Origin of the sequence: Marinomonas sp., from assembly GCF_965225885.1 — a bacterium.
In the GTDB taxonomy this organism is placed as follows: domain Bacteria; phylum Pseudomonadota; class Gammaproteobacteria; order Pseudomonadales; family Marinomonadaceae; genus Marinomonas.
On record NZ_OZ245329.1, the window covers coordinates 4,472,996 to 4,485,435 of the forward strand.

Below are 12,440 nucleotides of genomic sequence, written 5' to 3' on the forward strand. Positions count from 1 at the left end.
TATTTTTTAAGGTATATCAGTAAATAAGGGTGATGAATAATTGAAAACGACAAAAACAAAAAAGCTGGATACGTGACCGCTCCAGCTTATGAGGTTTTTAGATCGTTATTACTGATTTAGACTATTTAGAGTGGCCTAATTTTTCAGATACTTTCGTTGCGGCGTTTTGCAGCAAACCAACATATCTATCAAATTTTTCTGGCGTGTAACGCAATGTCGGAAAAGACAGACTTAAACCGGCAATGACATTCCCTAAACGGTCATAAATGGGAGCACCGATGCAACGAAGACCTTCTTCTTGCTCTTCATTATCAACACCATAGCCCTGCTCTTTAACTTTTTTCAGCTCTTCTAAAAGTGAGTCTATTGAACGATGAGTCTTATCTGTAGAAGGCACAAACTCCGTATTCACCAAAATATCACGGATATAACTTTCCGGGCGTTCGGCCAATAAAACCTTACCAATAGCAGTGGAATACAATGGATTTCGGCCACCAATACGTGACTGCATACGCAAGTTATATTGAGCATCCACTTTATAAATGTAGATAATGCCATCGCCATCACGGATACCAAGGTGAAGCGCTTCTTTTGTCTGTTCACCGATGCTCGCCATATAAGGCTCAGTTAATGCCACAAGATCCACATACTCCATGGCTCTTGAGCTCACCTCAAATAACTTTAATGTCAGCGAGTAACGATCATCATCCCCTTCTTGCGATACAAAACCTAACATCTTCATGGTTTGCAAAAAGCGATATACCGTACTTTTTGATGTCATTACGATTTGAGATAGTTCTGTAACACCTAAAGATTTGTGTTCCGATAAAGCGCTAAGGATAGCGAACACTTTCATCACAGATGACACAGGTTCGATTTGTTGATTATTCTCTTCGATCATCATATAAGTTTCATTTTTATTGAAATGTAATTTTGCAATTGTAGTGTAATTCGCTTTATAGATACATCCCACATTACAAAATGAAACCTAATTAGCAATTAAGACTCCAAGCAGCTTGCCAAAATAGCTCAGCGTTTAAGATGCGGAAACACTGTTTTTTTTGCAAACAAATGTTCCGCACGCATCTAAAACGAGTATGAACTTTTAACGAGCCAACCAACCACCGTCAACAGCAATGGTATAGCCATTTACATAGCGAGATGCTTCTGATGCCAAGAATACAATTGGCCCAGCCATGTCGCCTGGTGTTCCCCAACGTCCTGCTGGAATTCGTCCCAAAATTTCATTAGAGCGATCCTCATCTGCACGCAATGCTGCTGTGTTGTCGGTCGCCATATAACCCGGCGCAATTGCATTCACATTAATACCGTGTTTCGCCCATTCGTTAGCAAGCAAACGAGTTACACCCATTACACCACTTTTTGATGCCGTATAAGAAGGCACACGAATACCGCCCTGGTAAGACAACATAGAAGCAATGTTAATGATATTGCCAGAAGTGCCCTGTGCAATAACTTGCTTGGCAAAACCTTGAGACATGAAAAAGACCGCTTTAATATTAAGATCCATTACGTCATCCCAATCTTTTTCCGTAAAATCAATAGCATCATTACGGCGAATGATGCCCGCATTGTTCACCAAAATATCAACTTTACCAAAAGCAGAAACAGCTTCTTTGACAACATGATCAACACTTTCCATTTTGCTCATATCAGCGATAACGCTGTGGAACTTACGGCCTGTTTTTGCTATCAATTCAATTGTTTCTGTTGGGTCATCTCTATTGACACCAACAACATCAGCACCTGCATTTGCCAACGCCAACGCCATACCCTGCCCAAGACCTGTATTACAACCGGTCACAATGGCTACTTTCCCCGTCAGGTCGAACATAGTATTTCCTCGTAAAAAATGTGTTTAGATAGCAACTAACTATCTTTACAGCCCTCTCATAAACTTAAAATTGAAGGCATTTCGTTCTTTATCCTCCCTATCCAGAAGGTTCCTCTTAATTGAGGCTTCTATCTAAAACTTACACGAATCAAATAGAAGTGGAGGCGCACAGTGCACGCCTCGTCCTGTGATACAGTTATTGACTATTTTATTGCTCGGCGAAGAATGCGATTACCTTGAGACATAAACTCTTTCGCGGCTTCTTCAACAGTGATGTCACCTTGGTCCATTTTTTCAATCATCTCTTCAAAAAGCCCCAATAACTTAGGGTTTTCAAAATGTGCTGATGTCAGGATTTTTTTAGGTAAGTCATCAATTTGCGCCAAACCTGCGACTGATAAATCAGAGTCTTTGATTGTTCCATCTAAAGACAAAGCTCGGCGAGCAGCCAAACTCAAAGGCACGCCACGTGCTAGACCCATTGCGTTGTAACCCGCTGGCTCATTCAATAGGAAGTTAATTAGCTTCGCTGCGTCTTCTGGGTTCTTGCTGTTTTTACCAATGGAAAACATTAATGCTGGTTTATAGAACAAGCCGGCATCATCCGCGCCTTTTTTCATTGGATAAAAACCAAGTTCCAAAGACATAGGTGGTTTCAAGTTATCGTTGTATTTATTGATAGCCGAGTTCCACATATAAACACCCGCCCATTCACCATTAATCCAAGGCTTGTGCTCATACAAATTTGCCTTACCAAAACCGGCAATGTATTTACTGCTTGGTGCCACATGATTTTTCACCATGTCTTCATACATTTTGAAGAACTCGAGCATTTGAGCATCTGAATAAGCAAACTTTTTATTTGCTTCATCAATCATTGGAATGCCGTATTTTTGAACCATAAATGAACGGTTCATTGCGATAACATCGCGGCCTTCAAGAATCATAGGGAAAAATTCATCCCCAAGCTTTTCTTTAAAAATTGGCCCAGCTTTCATGAAATCATCCCAAGTGACCGGGTATGGCAGTCCAGCTTTTGCCCATGTATCTTTGTTGTAATAGAAAATACGCGCCGCCATTGAGACGGGAATACCGTTTAGTTTTCCATTATTAGTACCGGCATCAAGAGCGGACTTATCAAATTGAGATAAATCCAACTGGGCGCTGTATTCACGTAGGTCTTTAAAGCCATCGCCACGAGCAGAGAAAATCGGCATCCAATTCCAGTTTGTTTGCATGACATCCGGCTCGGTATTACCTGCGATCTGAGTGGTCAATCGCTCTAAATGACCTCCCCAACCTGTGTATTCGGTTTTCACAGAAATTTCAGGATGTGTTTTTTCAAATTCCTTTACTGCGTCATTGGTCGCAGAGTGACGAGAGTTACCGCCCCACCATGACATTCGCAAATCTTCTGCGCTTGCATTAACACTGACCATTGAACCAGCAGACGCCAATCCGACTAACAGAGCTATTGTTTTTATTTTCATGCTATTTTTCCTCGTTAGTGATTACTCAATTTTTTCACTCTACTAATGCTTTTACCTTTTGCGGCTGTGCAATATCGAGCAAAGTTTTACAAAGAGATATTCATCTCAGTTTTCTTATCAAAAATATGACCATTGCTCATTTCAAAATGAAAAACCTGTTCTTTTCCTATTGAATCTAATAATTTCGCCTCTACGACATCTGAAGGAACTCGCGTGCACAGCTCTCTATCTTCTACGGTAAAGTGGACGTAGAACTCGGCCCCCATGTTTTCCATGCGAACAATCGTGCCCTTAATAATTTCGTCTTGTGGTGAGTTCTCATCAGCCAGCTTGATAAACTCAGGTCGAATACCAAACACCACGTCTTCGGTGAAATTAGTTAAGACTTTTTGTAGTTTTTCATCTGGCAAACCTAATATCTGAGATGACAAAGCCAGATGACATTTACCTTCACCAGTGCGATCTAAACGCGTCTCAACCATGTTCATTTCTGGTGCACCGATAAACCCTGCGACGAAAAGGTTTTTCGGGTATTTATAAAGGTTGGCAGGCGTATCCACTTGCATAATATGTCCGTCTTTCATCACGCAAATACGGTCACCCATGGTCATGGCTTCTGTTTGATCGTGGGTAACATAAACACTGGTTGCCGAGCGGTTGGTCTTTTTCAACGTTTTATGCAAGTCCGAAATACGCACACGCATAGACGCTCGCAACTTAGCGTCCAAGTTAGACAAAGGCTCATCGAACAAAAACACCTGAGGACGCTTAACAATGGCACGACCTACTGCAACACGTTGCGCCTGACCACCAGAAAGCTGACGCGGCAAACGATCTAGCAGAGGCGTTAGCTCAAGCAGCTCAGCCGCTTCATTAACTTGTTTTTCAATATCAGCCTTGCTGACTTTTGCCAATTTCAAACCAAAGCCTAAGTTTTCACGCACGCTCATGTGGGGATAAAGCGCATAGTTTTGGAACACCATGGCAATTCCGCGATCTTTAGGCGGCAGGCCGTTTACGACCTTACCACCGATACTAATGGAGCCACCGGTAACTGACTCTAAACCCGCCAACATACGCAAAGTCGTTGATTTCGCACAACCAGAAGGCCCGATCACAACCAAGAACTCGCCGTCTTCAATCTCTAAGTTAATACCATGAACTGCTTTGAAGCCGTTCGAATACACTTTGGTCAAATTTTCAAATACAACTTTAGACATACTATTCACCTATCCCTTAACGCCACCGGACGAAATTCCTTCTACGAAGTAATTCTGTGCGATTAGGAAAACAACAATTGACGGAACAATGGCAATGGATGCCATAGCCAGAATTTCATTCCACTGAGTACCTTCGGTGACATCAATGGACAACTTAAGAGCCAATGCGATTGGGTATTTTTCTACGCTGGAAATATAAATAAGCGGCCCCAAGAAATCATTCACTGACCACATAAACTGGAACAGTGCGACAGAGATAATGGCTGGCTTCAACATAGGCACTACGATGTACCAAAGCAGCTGATACGAGTTACAACCATCGATTTGTGCCGCTTCTTCCATATCCGTTGGCAAGCCCCGTAGGAACTGAATCAACATAAAGACAAAGAAGCCTTGCGTCGCAAATGCCATCGGCAAATACAAAGGCAAATAACTGTCTAACATACCCATTTCGCGGAACATCAAGTATTGAGGAATCAACAACACAGACGTTGGCAGCAAAATAGTGGCCACTAAAGTAACGAACCAAAACTTCTTAAACGGGATTTCAAAGCGAGCAAAGCCATAAGCTACGATGACAGACGAAATCACTGTCAAAATCACTTTCGGCACCACGTAATACAAGGTGTTGATAAAGAATCGACCGAAGGTATATTCCGTGCCGGTATTCCAGCCATTAATAAAGCCATCTAATGAAAATTCTTTAGGCCAAAGGCTCAAGGAACTAAAGATTTCATGGTTTGGTTTAAACGCTGCAGAGAACATCCAAAATAGCGGATATAGCATTACCAATCCAAAAAACAGCAGGATAATGTAACGAATAGAAGCGCCCACTCGTTGCTTACGAATTTCTGCCCTGAGCATTGGATTGTTTTTTAAGTCAGCAGACAAGGCTGCTTTATTTGGGAATACTTTATTCATAATTACTTACCACCCTTATCACCTGAGTAGAACACCCAGTACTTCGATGATTTGAATGAAATCGCCGTGAAGATAGCCACCGCAACAAACAATACCCAAGCAAGCGCACTGCCGTAGCCAAGATCGAAATACTTAAATGCCGTCTCATAAATATAAAGCGAGAACAAATAGGTCGATTTCGCAGGACCACCACCGGTAATAACATACGGCGCGGTAAACTCTTGGAACGCCTGAGTCGTCTGCATGATGAAGTTGAAGAAGATAACGGGAGTAATAAGAGGCACAGTAATCTTGGTAAACATCTGCCATTTAGACGCACCATCAATCATTGCTGCTTCATACTGAGATTGCGGCACGCTTTGCAGTGCCGCCAAGAAAATCACCATCGCCGAACCAAATTGCCAAACACGCAACAAAGTTACGGAGAACATGGCGAACACCGGCTCACCCAGCCATGAAATAGCGTCTACACCGAAAATCCCCAGGAAGTTATTGAGCAAACCATCCAGTGAGAATATCGCGCGCCACAACACAGCTATCGCCACACTACTACCTAAAATAGAAGGTATGTAATAAGCGGTACGAAAGAACTTAATACCACGAAGCTTGAAGTTCAGCACGAAGGCAATAAAGAGTGCGAAGGCAAGTTTCAGCGGAATGGTCAGGAACACATACGCAAACGTTACCCCCATAGATTGGTAGAAAGTATCGTCATCCATCATATAACGATAATTATCTAAGCCAATGTACTCTGGCGGATTAATTAGATCGTAGTCAGTAAAACTGATGATCAAGGATGAGAGGAAAGGAAACGCTGTAAATACGAGAAGCCCTATAATGTAAGGACTAATATACAGCAACCCTAAACGCTTATTTTCATACATAGTTTTCAACTCTGAATGTTGTTTTTATTTGACGTTGTGAAAACATACTAGAAGAACAATAAAAAAATAACAATAGTTAATTTATTTTTTCAAAACGCTTTTTCATTTTTATTGATGAATAAATTTTAAATAGGTGCTAATCTGCTTTTTATTCGGTGTTCAGAAAGAAAAAAGCTCGACAAAATACGAGAACACTAGAACACTAGAACAGGTAAGAAGAGTACAAATTCATCAAAAAAGACGAAGCCGCAAACAAAAATAAGAGAGGAAATCATGTCACTCGGTACTAGTACATCTTTGACATTTAAGCGCACAACTGACGAAAAAACAGGGTCAATCGTCACTCAGTTAACACCTGATAACAGTGTGTGCAATCGAAACTATTTTTATCAAAAATGCTTCACTGAAGATGGCAATAAACTGCTTATCTCTGCCAATTTTGATACCGAAAGAAATTACCACCTTTTAGATTTACAGAATGAAACAGCTATACAGCTCACCGAAGGTAAAGGCGACAATGTATTTGGCGGCTTTCTTACTACACAAGATGACGCACTGATCTTTGTAAAAAACAACAAGCAGCTCATTCGTGTCGATCTTAAAACCCAAGAACACAGTGTTTTATATGAAGTCGCTAAAGGCTGGGTTGGTTATGGCACCTGGGTGCCAAATTCAGACTGTACGAAAGTGGTTGCGATAGAAATAAAAGACACGGATTACATGGACTTAGATAGCTGGGGGAAATTTGCCCAGTTTTATCACCAAAAACCACGCTGCCGTTTAATCTCAATTGACCTAAAATCAGGTCAACGCACCACTATCTTTGAAGAAAATATCTGGCTTGGTCATCCGCTTTATCGCCCGAACGATGACAATACCGTCGCTTTTTGCCACGAAGGCCCACACGATTTAGTCGAAACACGAATGTGGATGATCGATGAAAACGGCGACAACATGCGCAAGGTCTACGAACAAAGTGAAGAAGAGTCGTGCACACACGAGTTTTTCGTCCCTGATGGTTCAAAGATGATGTTCGTGTCTTATCGCCCCAATACAGACAGACGCCAACTTTGTTCTGTGGATGCACAGACGCTAGCATTTAAAGTAGAAGCTGAAATGCCAGCTTGCAGTCATCTAATGAGCAACTACGACGGCACTTTAGTGGTTGGTGATGGTTCAGGCACACCAGTAGATGTTGCCGATAATACCGGCCACGGCATCGAAAACGACCCTAACCTATATTTAATTAATTTATCTGACGCTAGCATTCGCCCTATTACAGAACACAATACCAGCTGGAAAGTGTTAAACGGTGATCGTCAGATCAACCACCCTCATCCTTCTTTCACACCAGATGATAAATCAGTGCTCTACAGCTCAGACGTAAATGGCACACCTGCCATTTACCTTGCAACCCTGTAAAACACTGACTTGTTAAACGCAGGCCCTCACGACTTAGTCGATACACGGATGTTGATGATAGATGAAAATGGCGACAACATGTACAAGGTTTACGAGCAAAGTGAAGAAGAGTCATGCTGGATTTTGCCGCAAAAATTTTGTGCGATAACTTAGAGGCGTTGGTAACGAGGCAGGCCCTTAAAGATCATAAGATAACAGAAAAATATCGAATCAACTGGGCCTATACGCATACCACTAGGAAACCGCTTATTTTAGGTTTGGCTTCAGCTTAACAGTTCTTATCCAATAAATTATCGGGATGAATCTTTGTGGCTGCATAGAAATCAAGCATCCCAAAATAGTCGAAAACAGCTATTTTTTACAAAGTTAATTATTCTGATAAATACCTCTGTTCATTGTTAAATACTTAAAAGGTTCGACATTACGCATTGAATATAGCGATCAATTAAGTGATATTTTTTGTTTTTAAGAACCGCGTCTAATTTCGACCAATCTAAGTTGAGGTAATCATGAATAATGGCGTTTCTCATGCCAATGGCACCGCGCATATCTTTTATGTCTGGTTGTGTGATGGCAAGGCATTCGAAGACACGCTCAATACTTGCTCTTGCTTCAGATGGAACTGGCTTACCTTGGGATTTAAGATAATGTTTTGAGCAACCAATCGCAACTTCGACGATAACTTGTAAGCTTCGCTCCGTTGCACTACGCTCATTAAATGTTAACGGCCTTTGATGAGTAATAGCGCTTAATTCGTCTAATCCAGAAAGATGTTGCTCTACTTGTTCGTTAAGCGCCATGACATAAGGTTCGTAATCAAGTTCTGCTTTTGGTGTATTCATATTTATAGGCTTCCCATAATGACCAAATCCGCGCTTGCTCAACATGCAATCTAAACGAGTTTTTACAAATGATCACATCACCTTCACTTATCACATTATATGCCAGCGGTGTGGGTATGTGGTTGATGTCAATGATCGTAATTTTTTGCTGAGTATCTAGAGACCATTGATAAGCCAATTCGTCGAGATAGTAACTTTGCTGGCAATTGTGAGTATTTCGAAGCGCAATAGCGAGATCGTAATCACTGCGGTTTGTTGCTGTTCCCTTAACTCTTGAGCCATACAGCCACATCACCTCGGTGCCATCATTGCCGTCAGCGAGTTGTTGTAATCTTATGATCGTGGCAAGTTGATTCACATTCGCCCCTTAACAGTTTATAGCTTGACGTTAAAAGCCACTTGCTAATTTTTTGAGCCCCTCTTCTATAAAAGAAAAAACATCTTGATAGTATTCATTGCCAACCACAGAGCGGACAATAACAGGATCGATATTAAGGTAATCATGAACCAGTGCATTACGTAGCCCAATTACCTTACGCCAATTATTCAAGCTCTCCAAAGAAATAAAGCCATGTTGTGACAACACTTCAAATGATTGATAAGCATCAACCGAACTTACCCCAGACAATAGCTTTGTAACCTGTTTTGCCACACCAATTGCCGCTTCAATACTTACTTGCAACGTTCGCTCACAAGCCCGATATTCAAACGTTGAAAGGTTACGTCGGCTCAATATGCTATGAAGCTCATTGAGCTCACTCTCATACCGTTTAGCATTCGAACGAATTGCTGATATATAAAATGAATCAGACACTTATTTTTTCTCTTCTAGCTTCTGTTGATAAAGATAATCCAGCTCTACTTTTGACATAATAACACTCTCAGTCATAAGACGTGCATCTTGATCAGCACAGTAAAGCAAGGTTCCAGAAATCGCATTTATAGCTAGAGGAATAGGCACTATTTGGACATCAACCACACTAATAACACCTTCTTTTACTCCGAGAAGCTTCACCCAGTCAATTGCCAACAACTCAGGACGCAAACGGGATTCCAAAGGATCATTTAGCCGGTTGGTAAACAATACAGCAAGATCATAATCGCTATTTGCATTCGAAGAGCCGTTGGATCGAGAGCCATATAGCCACAGAGCGGCAATATCATCATTTTTAGATGCTAAGCTGATTAGCTCGTATTTTATATCGTTCTTTTGCATCGTCGGCAGCATTAATAGCCCTTTGGATCGAAAAATATTGTGATCGCTGAGGTAGAATGCATTGTCGGGATACCTTCCAACAATACACGCCGACCTACGAGTGACAATTATTCCACTGTAACGGACTGTTTTCGTAAGGGGGTCACTTTGGTCGGAGTCTTCGACCATCGTGGATCTTTTTTTTGACCACCAAGGTTGAGGTCTGTTTTCCCTTTTTGATCTTGTATCCCTCTTTCTTTTTAGCTGGGTTTTTCCATTGAATCCCGTCCCCTACGATTGGTAACTGGAACTGAATGGACAGCTCGCGTTCGTTCTTTTTCTCATCATATTTAACCTTAATTAATTCGATTAATCCAGTCAAATATTGTTTCTTTTGTTCATCACTCAGTTCTTTTTTCTTATCTAAAGTTTGACCAAAAACCTTCAGCCAGTCGACCCACTTCCTATTCTCATTTCCACCTTTAAGCTGAAGTTGTAGATTGGCTATCTTGACTTCAAGGTCGTGTATCTGTTCGTCAGATTTTTCTAGAGCCATCTTATAGATGTCGGCTTTAACTTTTCCTGAAGCGGTATTAAATAAAAGTTCAGCTTGTGATTCTTTTGTTTGAACAAGCACCTTTTGTAAATGCTTAATTTGTCTCTCAAGTGTTTTTAATTCGGCTTCAGTCTTCGATAGTGGGGCTCCACTCTCTTCAAGAATTTTCCACTTAACCTCTTCCTTGAGGATGCTTGAATTTTTATGAGTATTGATTACTGATTCCCAAACGAGTAGGTCGGTTTCTGGAATATTCAAAGAGCGTGACATTCCACAACCTTCACCTCGCTTCCAAGGTGTCTTTGATCCACCGTTCTCAACCCAGTCTCTCTCTTTATTCGGACAGTAGTAGAGCTGCTCGTTTTTATCCATCTTCCGTCTAGCTGAAATTGAGCGTCCACAATGTCCACAGACCATTAAATCTCTCAAGAGGTAAAACTGTTTCGTTCTGTTCTGTTGTGACACTCGGCTTGTTTTTCTAGCCTTTAGTTTTTGAACGGATGTCCAAGTAGTGATATCTACTATGGCTGGACATTCAGTTTCGATTTTTTCATCACTCTTTTTATCGTGAAAGTGATAGCTACCTTTGTAGTGTGTATTTTTTAGTAACGCTTGTATTGAACCTATCGACCAAGTGCTTGCTCGTCTTCTAGGTAGCACTCCATTTGAATCGAGTAATTTCTTAACCTCCAAGGTGCTCGCTCCTTTGGATGTTTCAGAGAAGATCTTTTTTACCCAAACTGATTCTTCTTTATTCAGAACTAATTTCTTATCGACTAACTTGTATCCGAAGGGTGGTGGTCCACCAAACCAGAAGCCCTCTCGAGCACGATTTAACTTCCCTAATCGAGTTCTCTCAGCTCTGATTGAGTTTTCAAACTCACCCATCCCATCGAGAATCATCTTCATCAACTTATCTTGAGGATTTGATAAATTGAACTGTCCATCCTTTGTGTAAAGGGTTACACCTTGCTTGATACATTCATATCTGAAAATTGAAGCAACCTGATCATTTCTTGATAACCTTGATTGATCGTAGACCCATAGGTGTTTAACTTCACCACGCTTCATCGCTTCATATAGTTTTAGAAGGATTGGTCTACCGTTTATATCTTCGTGATGTGAACTCTTTCCACCCTCATCCCAATGATTTGGGTTGAAACCTAATTGCTTTGCTTTTTTAACTCCCAACTGATACTGGGTAGTTAGTGAAGTCCCCTCGTTGGCTTGAGCCATCGATGAAACCCTCGTGTAGATATGAAGGGTTGTCTTTGGGTCGGTTACCTTTTTAACTCTTTCCTTCACTATGGGTCATCTCCACCAAAGTTCCATTTGGAACTAATTTATACGAATGTTGATACGGTTGAATGAGACATTGTGACACCGTGAGTCTTATTCAGCCAATTTGAAATTCGACGGAGACTCATACCTCTTCTCCTCATTGTCTTCATTTCTTTAATGATGGCTTGCTCGTTGGGGTTCTTTATCAACCTCTCTTCTTCGACTTTGAATCCGAAGCGAGTAAAGCCACCCAAGAACTTTCCTTCTGTTTTCTGAACCTGCTTTACCTCACGAATACGAGTGGCTATCCTTTCCCTCTCAAAAGTAGCAAAGGCTGACAAGATCGTAAAGATCACGCTTCCGATTCCATCATTTGTCACATCACCACCAAGATCGATGAAGTGAACAGATATTCCTCGCTCCTTCAGTTCGTGAAGGGTATTCAAAGCATTTCTAGTGTTTCTGAAAGCACGATCTAACTTACTGAAGACTAAAACATCTCCAGACTCAAGTTTCTCGTACAGCTTAGAGCCCTCTGGTCGTTTATGGAACTCAACGCTTCCACTCACACCCTTTTCGGTGATGAAGTTCTCTAAGAGGGATTTCATAACCCTTTATTACCGAGTACGACTGAATCTGACGGAGCTGAGTTTCTAGACTCTCTCCCTCGTTGGCTTGTTGGAGAGTACTGACCCTTATGTAACCGTAGACCTTCATAACTAACCCCTTTGTCTCAATTCTTACAATAATTATACCTATAATTACTATTAAAAT

Annotated in this window: 14 protein-coding genes; 2 read left to right on the forward strand and 12 right to left on the reverse strand. The window is 41.3% G+C overall.

The genetic code is table 11. The annotated features are described in order from the left end of the window. Nucleotides 1-121 precede the first annotated feature (121 nt). The 6 genes from kdgR to ACO05V_RS21425 form a co-directional block, all read right to left on the reverse strand. Nucleotides 122-904 carry a DNA-binding transcriptional regulator KdgR gene (gene kdgR, locus ACO05V_RS21400; RefSeq protein WP_421856401.1) on the reverse strand — a complete coding sequence of 261 codons (783 nt, stop codon included), beginning with the start codon at nucleotides 902-904 and terminating at the stop codon, nucleotides 122-124. Between the two features lie 201 nt (nucleotides 905-1,105). Further along, a complete protein-coding gene (gene kduD, locus ACO05V_RS21405) occupies nucleotides 1,106-1,855 on the reverse strand; it encodes a 2-dehydro-3-deoxy-D-gluconate 5-dehydrogenase KduD (protein WP_421856404.1) in 750 nt (249 codons plus the stop codon). 203 nt (nucleotides 1,856-2,058) lie between these two features. Beyond that, nucleotides 2,059-3,345: an ABC transporter substrate-binding protein gene (locus ACO05V_RS21410; protein ID WP_421856407.1), complete on the reverse strand. Its 1,287-nt coding sequence runs from the start codon at nucleotides 3,343-3,345 to the stop codon at nucleotides 2,059-2,061. 86 nt (nucleotides 3,346-3,431) lie between these two features. Then, the gene (locus ACO05V_RS21415) at nucleotides 3,432-4,565 is read right to left on the reverse strand and encodes an ABC transporter ATP-binding protein (protein ID WP_421856410.1); all 1,134 of its coding nucleotides are present in this window, start codon (nucleotides 4,563-4,565) and stop codon (nucleotides 3,432-3,434) included. 9 nt (nucleotides 4,566-4,574) lie between these two features. After that, the gene (locus ACO05V_RS21420; protein WP_421857057.1) at nucleotides 4,575-5,429 is read right to left on the reverse strand and encodes a carbohydrate ABC transporter permease; all 855 of its coding nucleotides are present in this window, start codon (nucleotides 5,427-5,429) and stop codon (nucleotides 4,575-4,577) included. 59 nt (nucleotides 5,430-5,488) lie between these two features. After that, complete coding sequence (locus ACO05V_RS21425; RefSeq protein ID WP_421856413.1) at nucleotides 5,489-6,370, reverse strand: carbohydrate ABC transporter permease; 882 nt, start codon at nucleotides 6,368-6,370, stop codon at nucleotides 5,489-5,491. 273 nt (nucleotides 6,371-6,643) lie between these two features. On the opposite strand from ACO05V_RS21425, the gene ACO05V_RS21430 reads away from it, so the two are divergent. Next, on the forward strand, nucleotides 6,644-7,792 hold the full coding sequence (locus tag ACO05V_RS21430; RefSeq protein ID WP_421856416.1) for an oligogalacturonate lyase family protein: 1,149 nt from the start codon (nucleotides 6,644-6,646) through the stop codon (nucleotides 7,790-7,792). Between the two features lie 9 nt (nucleotides 7,793-7,801). After that, nucleotides 7,802-7,945, forward strand: coding sequence for an oligogalacturonate lyase family protein (locus tag ACO05V_RS21435; protein ID WP_421856419.1), 144 nt, complete (start codon nucleotides 7,802-7,804; stop codon nucleotides 7,943-7,945). Nucleotides 7,946-8,190: 245 nt separating this feature from the next. On the opposite strand, the gene hepT (ACO05V_RS21440) is transcribed toward ACO05V_RS21435, so the two are convergent. The 6 genes from hepT (ACO05V_RS21440) to ACO05V_RS21465 form a co-directional block, all read right to left on the reverse strand. Beyond that, nucleotides 8,191-8,634: a type VII toxin-antitoxin system HepT family RNase toxin gene (hepT, locus tag ACO05V_RS21440; protein WP_421856422.1), complete on the reverse strand. Its 444-nt coding sequence runs from the start codon at nucleotides 8,632-8,634 to the stop codon at nucleotides 8,191-8,193. Next, nucleotides 8,609-8,992 carry a type VII toxin-antitoxin system MntA family adenylyltransferase antitoxin gene (mntA, locus tag ACO05V_RS21445; protein WP_421856425.1) on the reverse strand — a complete coding sequence of 128 codons (384 nt, stop codon included), beginning with the start codon at nucleotides 8,990-8,992 and terminating at the stop codon, nucleotides 8,609-8,611. The genes hepT (ACO05V_RS21440) and mntA overlap by 26 nt, the downstream gene beginning before the upstream one ends. A gap of 30 nt (nucleotides 8,993-9,022) precedes the next feature. Beyond that, complete coding sequence (gene hepT, locus ACO05V_RS21450; protein WP_421856428.1) at nucleotides 9,023-9,448, reverse strand: type VII toxin-antitoxin system HepT family RNase toxin; 426 nt, start codon at nucleotides 9,446-9,448, stop codon at nucleotides 9,023-9,025. Then, the gene (locus tag ACO05V_RS21455; RefSeq protein ID WP_421856431.1) at nucleotides 9,449-9,862 is read right to left on the reverse strand and encodes a nucleotidyltransferase domain-containing protein; all 414 of its coding nucleotides are present in this window, start codon (nucleotides 9,860-9,862) and stop codon (nucleotides 9,449-9,451) included. Between the two features lie 130 nt (nucleotides 9,863-9,992). Beyond that, nucleotides 9,993-11,690 (reverse strand): recombinase family protein, encoded by a 1,698-nt coding sequence (locus tag ACO05V_RS21460; RefSeq protein ID WP_421856434.1) that lies wholly within the window; start codon nucleotides 11,688-11,690, stop codon nucleotides 9,993-9,995. Nucleotides 11,691-11,728: 38 nt separating this feature from the next. Next, complete coding sequence (locus ACO05V_RS21465; protein ID WP_421856437.1) at nucleotides 11,729-12,274, reverse strand: recombinase family protein; 546 nt, start codon at nucleotides 12,272-12,274, stop codon at nucleotides 11,729-11,731. Between the last annotated feature and the right edge of the window lie 166 nt (nucleotides 12,275-12,440).